Genomic DNA, 15,621 nt, shown 5'->3' on the forward strand with positions numbered 1-15,621 from the left:
GTGCCGGAGCGCCGTCACCGGTTCCCGGCGTCAGGGTACTTTCACCTTGGCGAAATTGTTCGAGCCCAGCGGGCTGAGCACGAAGCCTTCGACGCCCTTGCGCAGCGCCGCGAACTGTTTGGGGTGGGCCAGGGCGATCCACGGCGCCTGTTCGTGAAAGATGCCCAGGGCCTGGCGATACAGCGCGGCGCGTTTATCCTGCTCGGGTTCGCGGCGCGCCTGGGCGATCAGCGTATCGAAGGCCTTGTCGCACCAGCCCGCCTGGTTCTCGCCGCTCTCGGCGGCGGCGCAGGACAGATTGGGGGTGAGGAAGTTGTCCGGGTCGCCGTTGTCGCCGGCCCAGCCCATGAACACCAGATCGTGCTCGCCGTTCTTGGCCCGCTTGATCAGCTCGCCCCACTCGAACACGCGAATGTCGCTGCGGATGCCGATGGCGGCGAGATCGGCCTGCAGCATCTGCGCGCCGATACCGGGGTTGGGGTTGGTCGGCCCGCCACCGGGGCGAGTCCAGATCGACAGGGCGAAGCCATCGGGGTGACCGGCCTCGGCCAGCAGCTGACGGGCCCGTTCGGGATCGTGCGGCCAGTCCTGCAGCGTTTCGTCATGGCCCCACAGGGGCGCCGGGTAGGGCGCCACGGCCGGCGTGGCATTGCCCTCGCCAAACTGCGCGCGAATGTAGGCGGCCTTGTCGAACGCCAGGTTGATCGCCTGGCGCACGCGCACGTCACCCAGCCGCGGATGGCGGGTGTTGATGCCGATGTAGGCGGTCAGCAGCGAATCCAGCTCCAGCACCTGCAGTTGCGGATCGGCCTTGAGCGCCGGGATGTCCACCGGCCGCGGGTAGAGGGCGATCTGGCAGTCGCCGGCCTTGAGCCGTTGCTGGCGCACGTTGGGCTCGGGGGTGATGGCCAGTATCAGGCGTTCGATTGCCGGTGCGCCGTCCCAGTAGTCCGGGTTGCCGCGAAAGCGCACCTGGGCGTCCTTGGCGTAGCGCTCGAAGACGAAGGGGCCGGTGCCGATGGGGGCGTTGTTCAGCCGCTCGGGCTTGCCGCTGGCGAGCAGATGCTCGGCGTATTCGGCCGAGTAGATCGAGGCGAAGCCCATGGCCAGGTTGGCCAGAAAAGGCGCCTCGGGATGCTTCAGAACGAAGCGCACGCGATGCTCGTCGAGCTTTTCGATGCGCTCGATCAGTTGCGCCAGACCCATGGACTCGGCGTAGGGGAAGCCGCGCAGTGACAGCTTGTGCCAGGGATGCGCCGGGTCGAGCTGGCGCTGGAAGCTCCACAGCACGTCGTCGGCGTTGAAGGTGCGGCTTGGCGTGAATTCCTTGTTGGCGTGGAATTTCACCCCCTCGCGCAGGGTGAAGGTGTAGTTCAGGCCGTCATCGCTGATTTCCCAGCTCTGCGCCAGCGCCGGAACGATGTCGGTGCTGCCGGGGGCGAAGGCCACCAGGCGTTCGAACAGGGTTTCCGCCGTGGCGTCGGCGGTGGTGGCAGCGGTGTACTGGACGATATCGAAACCTTCCGGGCTGGCTTCGCTGCACACCACCAGATTGGCCGCCTGGACCTGAGCAGCAAACAGGGCGGCCAGCAGCACGCCACCGCGCTTGAGGGGCAGGGTAGACATTTGAACTCCCGATCCAGATAGAAACGGCGCACCCCAAGGTGCGCCGTCTGCCGTCAGTTGCCGATGCTCACACCATAGAAGGAGTTGAGGCCGAACGGGCTGATGCGGAAGTCCTGCACCTCCTTGCGCATCGGCTGGTACACGGTGGAGTGGGCGATGGGCGTGTTCTGCACATCGGCCTTGAGCAGGTGCTGAGCCTGCTTGTAGAGCACGGTACGTTCTTCCTGGTCGTTGATCGCCTTGGCCTTCTTGATCAGCGCGTCGAACTCCTTGTTGCACAGGCGGCTGTAGTTGTTGCCGCCAATGGCGTCGCAGCCGTACAGCACGGCCAGCCAGTTGTCGGGGTCACCGTTGTCGCCGGTCCAACCGATCAGCAGGGTGTCGTGCTCGCCGGCCTTGGCGCGCTTGTTGTACTCGCCCCACTCGTAGCTGACGATGCGCGCCTTGATACCGACCTTGGCCCAGTCGGCCTGCAGCATCTCGGCCATCAGCTTGGCGTTGGGGTTGTATGGGCGCTGCACGGGCATGGCCCACAGGGTGATTTCGGTGCCTTCCTTCACGCCGGCAGCCTTGAGCAGTTCCTTGGCCTTTTCCGGGTTGTAGGGGGTGTCCTTGATGGTGTCGTCATAGGACCACTGGGTCGGCGGCATGCCGTTGACCGCCACCTGGCCGGCGCCCTGGTAGACGGCGTTGATGATCGCCGGCTTGTTGATCGCCATGTCCAGCGCCTGGCGTACTTCGAGCTTGTCCAGTGGCTTGTGCTCGGTGTTGTAGGCCAGGTAGCCGACGTTGAAGCCAGCCTGCTCGGGCATTTGCAGCTTGGGGTCCTTCTTCAGGTTTTCCAGGTCGGCCGGGCGCGGGAATACGCTGACATGGCACTCGCCGGCGCGCAGCTTCTGCATGCGCACCGACGGGTCGGTGTTGATGGCGAAGATCAGGTTGTCGACCTTTACGTCGTCCGGCTTCCAGTAGTCCTGGTTGCCCTTGTAACGGATCTGCGCGTCCTTCTGGTAACGGCTGAACACGAAGGGGCCGGTGCCGATGGGCTTCTGGTTGATGTCCGCAGCCTTGCCGGCCTTGAGCAACTGGTCGGCGTACTCGGCGGAGTGGATCGAGGCGAAGCTCATGGCCATGTTCTGGATGAACGCGGCATCGACGGTGTTGAGGGTGAAACGCACCGTGTGCTCGTCGAGTTTCTCGATCTTGGCGATGTTGTTGTCCATGCCCATGTCGGTGAAGTACGGGAACTCGGTGGGGTACGCCTTGCGGAACGGGTCGTCCTTGTTGAGCATGCGGTTGAAGGTGAACAGCACGTCGTCGGCGTTGAATTCGCGGCTGGGCTTGAAGTACTCGGTGGTGTGGAACTTCACCCCGGGGCGCAGCTTGAAGGTGTAGGTCAGGCCGTCGTCGGAGACCTCCCAGCTCTCGGCGAGGCCAGGCTCGACCTGGGTGCCGCCGCGCTCGAACTGAGTCAGGCGGTTGAAGACGGTTTCCGCTGCCGCGTCGAAATCGGTACCGGTGGTGTACAGGCCGGGGTCGAAACCGGCGGGGCTGCCCTCGGAGCAGAACACCAGATTGGCGGCGCTGGCGAGGGGGGCGCTGGCGATCAGCCCAGCGGTAAGCAAAGCCTGGATAACGGCGTTCTTGCGCATCTTGACCTCATCGTTGTTGTGGTTGTGATCCTTGAGGAGCCTCTTGTGGAGGCCACCACCGAAGCTATGCAGCCCCTGTGCCCGAGGCAAGCGAGATGTCGCGCCGGAAATGGTTAGCGCTACAGCGTTGTAACTTGCTGTCGCATTTATGAAAAAATCGCAGGAAAAAGATGGCGAAACGCCGTTATCTGGCGATAACGGCGTTGCGTTGTTGCGGGGCGTGGTTCAGGGCATCTGCACTTCGATGACGCCGTCGGCGCTGACCGTGACCTGGCTGGTGCCGGCCTCGATTTCCGGGGTCGGTGCCGCCTCCATCATCGCCATGCCCTTGGCGGCATACGCGCGCATCGGCATCGGCGGCTGGAAGCCACCGGTGTTGAGGTTCAGGCTGACCAGCTTGTAGCCCTTGCCGCCGAGTGCTTCGGTGGCCAGCTGGGCGCGTGCCTTGAAGGCGTTGACGGCGTCCTTGAGCATGGCGTCCTCGCGGGTCTTGCGCGTGTCGGTGGCGATGCTGAAGTCCATGCCGGCCATCTTCATCGATTGCAGCAGCTCACCGGTCAGCGCGGACAGGCGGGCGAAGTCGGCGCTTTCCAGGCGCACTTCGGCGCGCTCGCGCCAGGCGGTGATCTTCTGGCCCTTGTCGTCGTACACCGGATAGCTGTGGCGGCTGCCCAGCTTGACCGAAACGCCACGGACCTGGCGCACCTGCTCCAGCGCCTTGTTCAGGGTGTTGGTGATCTCGGCAGCCAGCTTGGCCGGGTCGGCATGCTGCGCCTCGGTATAGAGGGTGACGTGCATCAGGTCGTGGGCCACTTCCTGGTTGACCTCGGCGCGCAGGGCGATCTGGTTGTAGCGCGCCTCGGCGGCCAGCAGGCCGGTGCTGGCCAGGCTGGCGGCGGTCAGGGCGAGGGCGGTGGCGATACGGGTCATGGTGCGCATGGTGCGGTTCCTTTTTTCGATGGCCTGTTGGCCGTTTCCCGAGGTTAGACGTAGGCGAGTGGCGATCCGGGTTAACGCCGATGAAATTTTTTTCAGCCCGCTCGGCAATCCGCCGGCAGCGGGGGCGTGCGGCCGGTTGCCGCAGCGGCGGAAGGCCGCGCCAGGCTTGGTTATACTCGCCGCAACCAATGGAGTCGCCATGCTCGAGCCCGTGCAGTTGCTATCCGCCAGTCGCCAGAACCTCTGGCGCCTGACCCTCATCCGTATTCTCGTGCTGGCGGCTCAGGCCGGCTCGGTCGGTCTCGCCTACAAGTCGGGCATGCTACCGCTGCCCTGGTTGCAGTTGTCGGTCACCCTTGGCATTTCCCTGCTGCTGTGCCTGGGCACGGCTGTGCGCCTGCGTGGCCCCTGGCCGGTGACGGAGTTCGAATACGCCGTGCAACTGGCCTGCGATCTGATCATTCACAGCGTGCTGCTGTATTACTCGGGCGGCTCGACCAACCCCTTCGTCTCCTATTACCTGGTGCCGCTGACCATCGCCGCGGCGACCCTGCCGTGGATGTTCACCATCGTCCTGGCCGGTCTGGCGCTGGCCGGTTACACCCTGCTGCTGGTATGGACCCACCCGCTCGAGCTGCCCGCCGCGCGCGAGAGCCTGCTGGTCTACGGCATGTGGCTGAGCTTCGCCCTGGCGGCGTCCTTGATCACCTTCTTCGTCGCCAAGATGGCCGAGGAGTTGCGCCGCCAGGACGAGCTGCGCGCCGAGCGCCGCGAGGAAAGCCTGCGCGACCAGCAACTGCTGGCCGTGGCCACCCAGGCTGCCGGCGCTGCCCACGAGCTGGGCACGCCGCTGGGCACCATGAGTGTGCTGCTCAAGGAGCTGCGCCAGGAGTACCGCGACACCCCGGCGCTGCAGGACGACCTGGCGCTACTGCAGGAGCAGGTCAAGCTGTGCAAGTACACTCTGCAGCAACTGGTGCGTGCCGCCGAGAACGACCGGCGTCAGGCGGTGGTGGAGCAATCCTGCGTCGAGTGGCTGGAAACCACCCTCAACCGCTGGCACCTGATGCGCCCCGAGGCCAGCTACCGCTACCAGTGCCTGGGGCGTGGCACGCCGCCGCGCATCATGCCGCCGGCGGATCTGACCCAGGCGCTGCTCAACCTGCTCAACAACGCTGCCGACGCCTGCCCGGACAAACTCGACATTCGCCTGGACTGGGACCACCAGTGGCTGCGCCTGAGCATCCGCGACCACGGCGCCGGCGTGCCGCTGGCCATCGCCGAGCAGCTCGGGCGGCCTTTCTTCACCACCAAGGGCAAGGGCTTCGGTCTTGGTCTGTTCCTCAGCCAGGCCAGCGTGACCCGTGCCGGCGGCACGGTTAAGTTGTATAACCACGAGGAAGGCGGCACCCTCACCGAATTGAAGTTACCGCGAGCCTACGGCGTGGCCTGACAAGGAAAACCCAGCATGAGCGAAGAATCCCTGTTCGAAGGTGAAGAGCAGCCCCATCTGCTGCTGGTCGACGACGACCCTACCTTTACCCGTGTGATGGCGCGGGCCATGAGCCGCCGCGGCCTGCGCGTGTCCACCGCCTCCAGCGCCGACGAGGGCCTGGCGCTGGCCAAGGAAGACCTGCCGGACTACGCCGTGGTCGACCTGAAGATGGAGGGCGACTCCGGTCTGGTGCTGCTGCCCAAGCTGCTGGAGCTGGACGCCGAGATGCGTGTGGTGATCCTCACCGGCTATTCCAGCATCGCCACTGCGGTGGAGGCCATCAAGCGCGGCGCGGCCAACTACCTGTGCAAGCCGGCCGATGCCGATGACGTGCTCACCGCGCTGCTTTCCGAGCATGCCGACCTCGACAGTCTGGTGCCGGAAAACCCCATGTCGGTGGACCGCCTGCAGTGGGAGCACATCCAGCGTGTGCTGGCCGAGCACGAGGGCAATATCTCCGCTACCGCCCGCGCCCTGGGCATGCACCGCCGCACGTTGCAGCGCAAATTGCAGAAGCGCCCGGTTCGTCGCTGAGCCTTTGCATACCTAGACCCGCCGCCCGGCCCACCCTACAACTGCGTAGCTTTTGCCAATGGCGAAGCATGCCCCGGCCCACCCTACAACTGCGCGGCTATTGCCCATGGTCGAAGGATGCTTAGCCAGCTAACATAGGTCGTCAGACAACCTGCTGGTGTCGCCATGTTCGCCGTCGCTGCACAAACCCTCGCCATCACCGCGCCCGTGTTCGCCATGCTGTTTCTCGGCGTGGCGCTCAAGCGCCTGCACTGGATCGATCGCGCCTTTATCGACACCGCCTCGAGCCTGGTGTTTCGCGGCACCATGCCGACCCTGCTGTTTCTCGGCATCGTGCGCGCCGATCTGAGCGCGGCATTGCAACCGGCGCTGCTGCTGTTCTTCGTCGCCGCCACCCTGGTCTGCTTCCTGCTGGCCTGGGGCTGGGCGATCTGGCGCATTGCCCATGCCGAGCGCGGCATCTACACCCAGGGCGCCTTTCGCGGCAACAACGGCATCATCGGTCTGGCCCTGGCCACCAGCCTTTACGGCGACTACGGCCTGTCCCTGGGCGCGGTGCTCGGTGGCGTGGTGATCCTCTGCTACAACGTGCTCTCGGCCATCGTCCTGGCCATCTACAGCCCAGGAGCCAGGACCGGGCCGCTGGCCATCGCCAGGAGCATTCTGATCAACCCGCTGATCATCGGTGTGCTGCTGGCCATTCCCTTCGCCTACTGGCAGATCGCGCTGCCGGCGTGGCTAATGACCTCGGCCGAATACTTCGCGCAGATGACCCTGCCGTTGGCACTGATCTGCATCGGTGGCACCCTCAGCCTGGCTTCCCTGCGGCAGAGCAGCGGCATTGCGCTGAGCGCCAGCCTGATGAAGATGGTCTGGTTGCCGTTGCTAGCCACCTACGGCGCCTGGATGTACGGCTTCCGTGAGGCGGACCTGGCGATCCTCTTTCTCTACTTCGCCAGCCCCACGGCGGCCGCCAGTTTCGTCATGGCCCGCGCGGTGGGCGCCAACCATGAACTAGCGGCGGCGATCATCGTCATCACCACGCTGGCGGCGGTGATCACCACCAACGTCGGGCTGCTGATACTGCAGTGGGGCGGCTGGATCTAAGGGCGGGCGGCAGGGTGCACCATGCGCCCGATGGCGGTGATGGCTGGTGCGCACGGCGCACCCTACGAAGTCCTAGGAAACGTTGCGCTGGTATTCCTCGATCACTTCCTGCGCCGCGCGGAAGGCATCGATGCTGGCCGGTACGCCGGCGTAGACCGCGCAGTGCAGCAGGGTCTCGCGGATTTCCTCGACGGTGCAGCCGTTGTTCAGTGCGCCGCGCACGTGGCCCTTGAGTTCCTGCGGGCATTTCAGCGCGGTCAGCGCTGCCAGGGTGATCAGGCTGCGGGTCGCGCGCGGCAGGCCGCTGCGGGTCCACACGCCGCCCCAGGCGTGTTCGTTGACGAAGTCCTGCAGCGGCTGGGTGAACTCGGTGGCATTGCCCAGGGCACGGTCGACGAAGGCGTCGCCCATCACCTCGCGGCGCACCTGCACGCCGCGGTCATGGTTGTCGGTCATGCTCAGATGCCCCCCTTGCGATGGTTGTGCCAGGAGCGCCCGGCGACGATCACCAGGGTGACGGCGGTCAGCGGCAGCACGTAACCGAGCATGGCGTCGCCGAAGGTCTGGGCGAACGGGCGACCGGTGCTGAACAGCACCAGATACAGGGTGTAGGCCACGTAATAGGCGAGGAACAGGGCGCCTTCCCAGCGGTTGATGCGAAAGCCGGTGAAGAAGATCGGCAGACAGGCGACGGCAACCGCGATCATCACCGGGAAGTCGAAGGCCAGGGCATTGGGCGATACCGAAATGGCAGCAGGCGATACCAGCGAGGCCAGGCCCAGCACGCACAGCAGGTTGAAGATGTTGCTGCCGACGATGTTGCCCACGGCGATGTCGCGCTCGCCCTTGAAGGCAGCGATGATCGAGGTGGCCAGCTCCGGCAGCGAGGTGCCGATGGCGATCACCGTCAGGCCGATCACCAGTTCCGACAGGCCGAGGGCACGGGCCAGTTGCACGGCGCCTTCGACCAGCAGGTTGGAGCCGCCGACCAGCAGCGCCAGGCCGGCGACGATCAGACCGAGGTTGATGACCCAGGCATAGGGCTTGGCCGGTTCATCGAGGCCGAATTCCTTGGCGAACTCGTCATCGTCGCTCTTGTTTTCCTTGCGTGCGCTGTAGATCAGAAAACCGGTGTAGGTCAGCACGCCGCCGAACAGCAGGGCGCCGTCGAGGCGGCTCAGCGCGCCGTCCCAGGCCAGGGCATAGACCACCAGGCTGGCGCCGATCATGATCGGCACGTCGAGGCGGATCAGCTGGCGCGAGACGATCAGCGGCGCCACCAGGGCGGTCATGCCGAGAATCAGCAACACGTTGGCGATGTTGCTGCCGATCACGTTGCCGATGGCCAGATCGCCACTGCCGTTGAAGGCCGATTGCACGCTGACCGCGGTTTCCGGGGCGCTGGTGCCGAAGGCCACCACGGTCAGGCCGATCACCAGGGGCGGAATGCCGAACTGCGCAGCCAGCTTGGCGGCGCCGCGCACCAGCACTTCGGCACCGGCAACCAGCAGCACCAGGCCGGCGATCAGGTAGACGTAGGTCATCATTGTCATTGCAGGAAAGCTCCGAAAAAAGTGCGGCTAGTGTAGCGATGGCGTATCGCCGCGCCAGTGGGTGCTGGCAGCGATTTGTTACCGACCCTGTTCAGTCCAGCGCTTCGACTCGCACCGGCACCACGCCGGCACGCAGCATGTCCAGCTGCTGCGCCGCGCGTCGCGACACGTCGATGATGCGCCCGCGCACGAAGGGACCGCGGTCGTTGATACGGACCACCACGGTGCGGCCGTTGTTCAGGTTGGTGACCTTGACCCGGCTGCCGAACGGCAGGCTGCGGTGTGCGGCGGTCAGCGCCTGCTGATCGAAGCGTTCACCGCTGGCGGTCTTGCGCCCGTGGTGGCGGTCGCCGTAGTAGGAGGCCTTGCCGGTCTCGCTGCTGCCTGAGCCGCCGCCGAAGGTGGAGCAGCCGACCAGCAGGGCGAGCGCGCCGAGTAATGCGCAGGTGCGCAGCCCGGATGTAATCCGGGGCAATGAAGGTTCCCGGATTGCATCCGGGCTACGGATCGTCATCTGTTCTTTCCCCATGAAAAAACGCCGGGGGAACCGGCGTTTTTCAGTATCAAGCGAAACGGCCTGGCTCAGCCTTCGAGCTTCTTCTTCAGCAGTTCGTTCACTTGCCCCGGGTTGGCCTTGCCCTTGGAGGCTTTCATGGCCTGGCCGACGAAGAAGCCGAACATCTTGCCGCGCTTGGCTTCGTCGCTGGCGCGGTACTGCTCGACCTGCTCGGCGTTGGCGGCCAGCACCTCGTCGAGCATCGCCTCGATGGCGCCGCTGTCGGTAACCTGCTTGAGGCCCTTGCTCTCGATGATCGCATCGGCGCTGCCTTCACCGGCGGCCATGGCCTCGAACACCATCTTGGCGATCTTGCCGCTGATGGTGTTGTCCTTGATGCGCAGGATCATGCCGCCCAGGTGCTCGGCGGAAACCGGCGACTGCTCGATCTCCAGGCCTTCCTTGTTGAGCAGGCTGGACAGCTCGCCCATCACCCAGTTGGCCGCCAGCTTGGCATCGCCGCAGACCTTGGTCACTTCTTCGAAGTACTCGGCCATCTCGCGGCTGGCCGAGAGCACGCTGGCGTCGTAGGTGGACAGACCGTACTGACTCTGGAAACGCTCGCGCTTCTGCGTCGGCAGTTCCGGCAGCTGGCTGCGCACCTCGTCGAGGAAGCTCTGCTCGATCACCACCGGCAGCAGGTCGGGGCAGGGGAAGTAACGGTAGTCGTTGGCTTCTTCCTTGCCGCGCATGGAGCGGGTCTCGTCCTTGTTCGGGTCGTACAGGCGGGTTTCCTGGATGACCTTGCCGCCGTCCTCGATCAGCTCGATCTGGCGCTGGATCTCGTGGTTGATCGCCTTCTCGATAAAGCGGAAGGAGTTGACGTTCTTGATCTCGGCGCGGGTGCCGAAGGCTTCCTGGCCTTTCGGGCGCACGGAAACGTTGCAGTCGCAGCGCAGCGAGCCTTCGGCCATGTTGCCGTCGCAGATGCCCAGGTAGCGCACCAGGGCGTGGATGGCCTTGACGTAGGCCACCGCCTCCTTGGCGCTGCGGATATCCGGCTCGGAGACGATCTCCAGCAGCGGCGTACCGGCGCGGTTCAGGTCGATGCCGCTCATGCCGTGGAAGTCTTCGTGCAGGCTCTTACCGGCATCCTCTTCCAAGTGCGCGCGGGTGATGCCGATGCGCTTGACGGTGCCGTCTTCCAGGGTGATGTCCAGATGGCCCTTGCCGACGATGGGGTGATCCATCTGGCTGGTCTGGTAGCCCTTGGGCAGGTCCGGATAGAAGTAGTTCTTACGGGCGAAGACGTTCTGCGGCGCGATATGTGCGTCGATCGCCAGGCCGAATTTCACCGCCATGCGTACCGCCTCGGCGTTGAGCACCGGCAGGGTGCCGGGCATGCCGAGGTCGATCAGGCTGGCCTGGGTGTTGGGCTCGGCGCCGAAGCTGGTGGCGCTGGCCGAGAAGATCTTCGATTGCGTGCTGAGCTGAGCGTGGATCTCGAGCCCGATTACGGTTTCCCATTGCATCTGTCTATTCCTCAGAAACCAGTCGGTGCTTGTTTGTGCCAGTCGCTGACCTGTTGGTACTGGTGCGCGACATTGAGCAGACGACCTTCCTGGAAGTAGTTGCCGAGCAGCTGCACGCCCACCGGCAGACCATCGACGAAGCCGGCCGGCATTGACAGACCGGGGATGCCGGCCAGGTTGGCGGTGATGGTGTAGATGTCTTCCAGGTAGGCGGACACCGGGTCGGCGTTCTTCTCGCCCAGCTTCCAGGCCAGGTTGGGCGTGGTCGGGCCGAGGATCACGTCGACATCCTTGAAGGCGGCGACGAAGTCGTTCTTGATCAGGCGGCGGATCTGCTGCGCCTTGATGTAGTAGGCGTCGTAATAGCCGGCCGACAGCGCGTAGGTGCCGACCATGATGCGCCGTTTGACCTCGGCACCGAAGCCTTCGCCGCGCGAACGCTTGTACAGGTCTTCGAGGTTCACCGGGTTTTCGCAGCGATAGCCGAAGCGCACGCCATCGAAGCGCGACAGGTTGGAGCTGGCTTCTGCCGGGGCGATCACGTAGTAGGCGGGAATCGCATGCTGCATGTTCGGCAGGCTGATGTCCTTGACGGTGGCGCCGAGCTTTTTCAGCTCCTCGACCACAGCCATCACCTTCTCGCCGATACGCGCGTCGAGGCCGGCGCCGAAGTATTCCTTGGGCAGGCCGATGCGCAGGCCGGCCAGCGGCTGGGCCAGCGCAGCCAGGTAGTCATCCACCGGCTGATCGACGCTGGTGGAGTCCTTGGCATCGAAGCCGGCCATGGCGCCGAGCAGCAGGGCGCAGTCCTCAGCGGTGCGGGCCAGCGGGCCGCCCTGGTCGAGGCTGGAGGCGTAGGCGATCATGCCCCAGCGCGAAACGCGGCCGTAGGTGGGCTTGATGCCGGTGAGGTTGGTCAGCGCCGCCGGCTGACGGATCGAGCCGCCGGTGTCGGTGCCGGTGGCGGCCGGCAGCAGGCGTGCGGCCACGGCAGCAGCCGAGCCGCCCGAAGAGCCGCCGGGTACGCGGCTGGTGTCCCAGGGGTTCTTCACCGCGCCGTAGTGGCTGGATTCGTTGGCCGAGCCCATGGCGAACTCGTCCATGTTCAGCTTGCCGAGGGTGACGGTGCCGGCGGCCTTGAGCTTCTCCACCACGGTGGCGTCGTAGGGCGCCTTGAAGCCGGTGAGGATCTTCGAGCCGCAGGAGGTCAGCACGCCGTTGGTGCAGAACAGGTCCTTGTGGGCGATCGGGGCGCCGAGCAGCGGGCTGTTTTCGCCGGCCGCGCGACGGGCGTCGGCGGCCTTGGCCTGTTCGATGGCCAGATCTTCGGTGACGGTGATGAAACTGTTGAGCTGCGGGTCGAGCTGCGCGATGCGCGCCAGCAGGGCGCGGCTCAGCTCTTCGGCGGAGAACTGCTTGGCCTCGAGGCCCTTGGCGATCTCGGCGAGGGTCATTTGATGCATGTCGAGCCCTTTCCTTTATTCGATGACTTTCGGCACGAGGTACAGGCCGCTTTCCACGGCCGGGGCGATGGCCTGATAGGCGTCGCGCTGGTTGTGCTCGCTGACCACGTCGGCGCGCAGGCGCTGGGTGGCTTCCAGCGGGTGGGCCAGGGGCTCGATGCCCTGGGTGTCGACCGCCTGCATCTGGTCGATCAGGCCGAGGATGCTGTTCAGGGTTTCGGTGGTTTGCGGAATATCGCTTTCGTTCAGGCCAAGGCGGGCCAGGTGGGCGATTTTTTCCACCTCGGAGCGTTCAAGCGCCATCGGGGGTTCTCCAGTGGAAGTGTGAAGGGCGCGCGGGTAGCCAGGCTGCAGGGAACGGATGTCGTGAGCTGGCGGTCAAAGGCCGCGATGTGCGGCTGCAAGGCCCGGAAAAACAGGCAATCTACCATATTGCCGCCTTGCTCAAAATCCCTGCCGTTGTTAGAGTTTGCCGCACTTTTTACCTGCGCGTTTTCCGCGCCTGGCCTTCACCCACGCGTTGCCTAGGGTCCCTTCCTAATGTTCAAGAAACTGCGTGGCATGTTCTCCAGCGATCTTTCGATCGACCTGGGCACTGCCAATACCCTTATTTATGTGCGCGAACGCGGCATCGTGCTGAACGAGCCGTCCGTGGTCGCCATCCGTACCCACGGCAACCAGAAGAGTGTCGTGGCCGTCGGCACCGAGGCCAAGCGCATGCTCGGCCGTACCCCCGGCAACATTTCTGCGATTCGCCCGATGAAGGATGGCGTGATCGCCGACTTCAGCGTTTGCGAAAAGATGCTGCAGTACTTCATCAACAAGGTTCACGAAAACAGCTTCCTGCAGCCGTCGCCGCGCGTACTGATCTGCGTGCCGTGCAAATCGACCCAGGTCGAGCGTCGCGCCATTCGCGAATCGGCCCTGGGCGCCGGTGCCCGTGAAGTGTTTCTGATCGAAGAGCCGATGGCCGCTGCCATCGGTGCCGGCCTGCCGGTCGAAGAGGCCCGCGGTTCGATGGTCGTCGATATCGGCGGCGGTACCACCGAGATCGCGCTGATTTCCCTCAATGGCGTGGTTTACGCCGAGTCCGTCCGCGTCGGCGGCGACCGTTTCGACGAAGCCATCATCACCTACGTGCGCCGCAACTACGGCTCGCTGATCGGTGAAGGCACCGCCGAGCGCATCAAGCAGGAAATCGGCACCGCCTACCCGGGCGGCGAGATTCGCGAAGTCGACGTGCGCGGTCGCAACCTGGCCGAGGGCGTACCACGCAGCTTCACCCTGAACTCCAACGAAGTGCTCGAAGCGCTGCAGGAATCCCTGGCGACCATCGTCCAGGCGGTCAAGAGCGCGCTGGAGCAGTCGCCGCCCGAGCTGGCCTCGGACATCGCCGAGCGCGGCCTGGTGCTGACCGGTGGCGGCGCGTTGCTGCGTGACCTGGACAAGCTGCTGGCCCAGGAAACCGGTCTGCCGGTGATCGTCGCCGAAGACCCGCTGACCTGCGTCGCCCGTGGCGGCGGCAAGGCGCTGGAAATGATGGATCGCCACGCCATGGACCTGCTCTCCACCGAGTAAGGGTTCCGCTAGTGGCTCGCTGTCGTGCCGCCTCCGGGCGGCACGCGCATATTCGAGCATTGCAGTACACTCGGCCCAACCTTCGCCTGACCGGTTTTGCCCTTCGCATGAAATCGCGCGCTTTCCGCCCATGTGGCGCACAAGGAGCAGGTCATTAAGCCGCTCTTCGCCAAAGGTCCCTCGCTGGGCATCCGCCTGCTGGTATTCGCCGTGCTCTCGGCGGTGCTGATGGTGGTCGACGCGCGTTTCGAGGCGCTCAAGCCACTGCGCAGCCAGATGGGCCTGGTGCTGACGCCCTTCTACTGGCTGGCCGACCTGCCGGTACGCGCCTGGGACGGTGCTACCCAGCAGATCTCCTCGCGCAGCGAGCTGATGGCCGAGAACGAGAAGCTCAAGGCCGAGGCTCTGCTGCTGCAGCGCCGTCTGCAGAAACTGGCCGCGCTCACCGAGCAGAACGTGCGCCTGCGCGAACTGCTCAACTCCGCCGCGCTGGTGGACGAAGAGGTGCTGGTCGGCGAGCTGATCGGCGTCGATCCCAACCCCTATACCCACCGCATTCTGATCGACAAGGGCGAGAAGGACGGCGTGTTCCTCGGCCAGCCGGTGCTCGATGCCCGGGGCCTGATGGGCCAAGTGGTGGAGATCATGCCCTACACCTCGCGCGTGCTGCTGCTCACCGATAACACCCACAGCATCCCGGTGCAGGTCAATCGCAACGGCCTGCGCGCCATCGCGGTCGGTACCGGCAACCCCGAGCGCCTCGAATTGCGTCACGTCGCCGATACCGCCGACATCAAGGAAGGCGATCTGCTGGTCAGCTCCGGCATGGGCCAGCGCTTCCCGGCCGGCTACCCGGTGGCCACGGTCAAGGAAGTGATCCACGATTCGGGCCAGCCCTTCGCCATCGTCCGCGCTGTGCCCACCGCCGCGCTCAACCGCAGCCGTTACCTGCTTCTGGTGTTCTCCGATCAGCGTACCCCGGAGCAGCGTGCCAACGATTCGGCCGAGGCCCAGGAAGCGGCTGATCGCGAAGCCGAGCGGGCGCGCGAGCAGGGCGAGCAGAAACCTGCCGAGGGCGATGCGCCGGTGACCCCTGCTGCCGCCCAGGAGACGAACTGATGGTCGGTGTTCAATCGCGCAACGGCTGGGTGATCTGGCTCAGCCTGGCGCTTGGATTGTTGCTCAGTGTTTCACCGCTGCCCGAGTTCATGCAGATCGGCCGCCCACTGTGGGTCGCGCTGATCCTCACCTATTGGGTGCTGGCGTTGCCGCATCGCGTCGGCATGACCACGGCCTGGTTGCTGGGGCTGGCACAGGACGTGTTGTTCGGTACCCTGCTGGGGCAGAACGCGCTGATCCTGACCCTGATCACCTTTCTGGTGCTGAGCCTGCATCAGCGTCTGCGCATGTTCCCACTGTGGCAGCAGAGCGTGGTGCTGATGGTGGTGTTCGGTCTGGCCCAGCTGGTGCAGCTGTGGCTCAACGCCCTGACCGGCAGTCGTCCGCCGACCCTGGCCTTCGTCCTGCCGGCACTGGTCAGCGCACTGCTCTGGCCCTGGATCTGCGGCATCCTGCGCGGCCTGCACCTGCGCCTCAACGTCAACTGAGCGCGGCCCGCCGCACGGCTGGTCGCGGTTCGCCAAGGG

Annotated in this window: 15 protein-coding genes; 6 read left to right on the forward strand and 9 right to left on the reverse strand. The window is 65.2% G+C overall.

Annotated features, from left to right (window positions below; translation table 11 throughout):
* Positions 1-30: 30 nt before the first annotated feature.
* The 3 genes from L1F06_RS04345 to L1F06_RS04355 form a co-directional block, all read right to left on the reverse strand.
* The gene (locus tag L1F06_RS04345) at positions 31-1,626 is read right to left on the reverse strand and encodes an ABC transporter substrate-binding protein (RefSeq protein WP_177491156.1); all 1,596 of its coding nucleotides are present in this window, start codon (positions 1,624-1,626) and stop codon (positions 31-33) included.
* 53 nt (positions 1,627-1,679) lie between these two features.
* Positions 1,680-3,278 (reverse strand): ABC transporter substrate-binding protein, encoded by a 1,599-nt coding sequence (locus L1F06_RS04350; protein WP_129482895.1) that lies wholly within the window; start codon positions 3,276-3,278, stop codon positions 1,680-1,682.
* A gap of 225 nt (positions 3,279-3,503) precedes the next feature.
* Positions 3,504-4,217, reverse strand: coding sequence for an SIMPL domain-containing protein (locus L1F06_RS04355; RefSeq protein ID WP_129482896.1), 714 nt, complete (start codon positions 4,215-4,217; stop codon positions 3,504-3,506).
* A 199-nt stretch (positions 4,218-4,416) separates the two neighbouring features.
* Between L1F06_RS04355 and L1F06_RS04360 the strand changes: the two genes are divergently transcribed.
* The 3 genes from L1F06_RS04360 (at position 4,417) to L1F06_RS04370 (ending at position 7,353) form a co-directional block, all read left to right on the forward strand.
* Positions 4,417-5,670 carry an ATP-binding protein gene (locus tag L1F06_RS04360; protein WP_003242845.1) on the forward strand — a complete coding sequence of 418 codons (1,254 nt, stop codon included), beginning with the start codon at positions 4,417-4,419 and terminating at the stop codon, positions 5,668-5,670.
* A 15-nt stretch (positions 5,671-5,685) separates the two neighbouring features.
* On the forward strand, positions 5,686-6,246 hold the full coding sequence (locus L1F06_RS04365; RefSeq protein ID WP_003242846.1) for a response regulator transcription factor: 561 nt from the start codon (positions 5,686-5,688) through the stop codon (positions 6,244-6,246).
* Positions 6,247-6,411: 165 nt separating this feature from the next.
* Entirely contained in the window at positions 6,412-7,353 is a 942-nt protein-coding gene (locus tag L1F06_RS04370) for an AEC family transporter (protein ID WP_129482897.1), read from the forward strand.
* 72 nt (positions 7,354-7,425) lie between these two features.
* Here the strand turns inward: L1F06_RS04370 and L1F06_RS04375 are convergent, their stop codons facing one another.
* The 6 genes from L1F06_RS04375 to gatC form a co-directional block, all read right to left on the reverse strand.
* Positions 7,426-7,809 (reverse strand): carboxymuconolactone decarboxylase family protein, encoded by a 384-nt coding sequence (locus tag L1F06_RS04375; protein WP_129482898.1) that lies wholly within the window; start codon positions 7,807-7,809, stop codon positions 7,426-7,428.
* A 2-nt stretch (positions 7,810-7,811) separates the two neighbouring features.
* Positions 7,812-8,906, reverse strand: a complete 1,095-nt coding sequence (locus tag L1F06_RS04380) for a calcium/sodium antiporter (protein ID WP_003242849.1) — start codon at positions 8,904-8,906, stop codon at positions 7,812-7,814.
* 91 nt (positions 8,907-8,997) lie between these two features.
* On the reverse strand, positions 8,998-9,420 hold the full coding sequence (locus tag L1F06_RS04385; protein ID WP_129482899.1) for a septal ring lytic transglycosylase RlpA family protein: 423 nt from the start codon (positions 9,418-9,420) through the stop codon (positions 8,998-9,000).
* Between the two features lie 68 nt (positions 9,421-9,488).
* The gene (gatB, locus tag L1F06_RS04390) at positions 9,489-10,934 is read right to left on the reverse strand and encodes an Asp-tRNA(Asn)/Glu-tRNA(Gln) amidotransferase subunit GatB (RefSeq protein WP_003242851.1); all 1,446 of its coding nucleotides are present in this window, start codon (positions 10,932-10,934) and stop codon (positions 9,489-9,491) included.
* Positions 10,935-10,945: 11 nt separating this feature from the next.
* Entirely contained in the window at positions 10,946-12,397 is a 1,452-nt protein-coding gene (gatA, locus tag L1F06_RS04395; protein WP_129482900.1) for an Asp-tRNA(Asn)/Glu-tRNA(Gln) amidotransferase subunit GatA, read from the reverse strand.
* A gap of 15 nt (positions 12,398-12,412) precedes the next feature.
* Positions 12,413-12,700 carry an Asp-tRNA(Asn)/Glu-tRNA(Gln) amidotransferase subunit GatC gene (gatC, locus tag L1F06_RS04400; RefSeq protein WP_003242853.1) on the reverse strand — a complete coding sequence of 96 codons (288 nt, stop codon included), beginning with the start codon at positions 12,698-12,700 and terminating at the stop codon, positions 12,413-12,415.
* Positions 12,701-12,937: 237 nt separating this feature from the next.
* On the opposite strand from gatC, the gene mreB reads away from it, so the two are divergent.
* The 3 genes from mreB (at position 12,938) to mreD (ending at position 15,582) form a co-directional block, all read left to right on the forward strand.
* Complete coding sequence (mreB, locus tag L1F06_RS04405; RefSeq protein WP_003242854.1) at positions 12,938-13,975, forward strand: rod shape-determining protein MreB; 1,038 nt, start codon at positions 12,938-12,940, stop codon at positions 13,973-13,975.
* A 189-nt stretch (positions 13,976-14,164) separates the two neighbouring features.
* Positions 14,165-15,094, forward strand: coding sequence for a rod shape-determining protein MreC (mreC, locus tag L1F06_RS04410; RefSeq protein ID WP_036987042.1), 930 nt, complete (start codon positions 14,165-14,167; stop codon positions 15,092-15,094).
* Positions 15,094-15,582 (forward strand): rod shape-determining protein MreD, encoded by a 489-nt coding sequence (mreD, locus tag L1F06_RS04415; protein ID WP_003242856.1) that lies wholly within the window; start codon positions 15,094-15,096, stop codon positions 15,580-15,582. Before mreC ends, mreD begins: the two co-directional genes overlap by 1 nt.
* The last annotated feature ends 39 nt before the right edge of the window (positions 15,583-15,621 follow it).

The sequence above is a fragment of the Pseudomonas hydrolytica genome (assembly GCF_021495345.1).
In the GTDB taxonomy this organism is placed as follows: Bacteria; Pseudomonadota; Gammaproteobacteria; order Pseudomonadales; family Pseudomonadaceae; genus Aquipseudomonas; species Aquipseudomonas hydrolytica.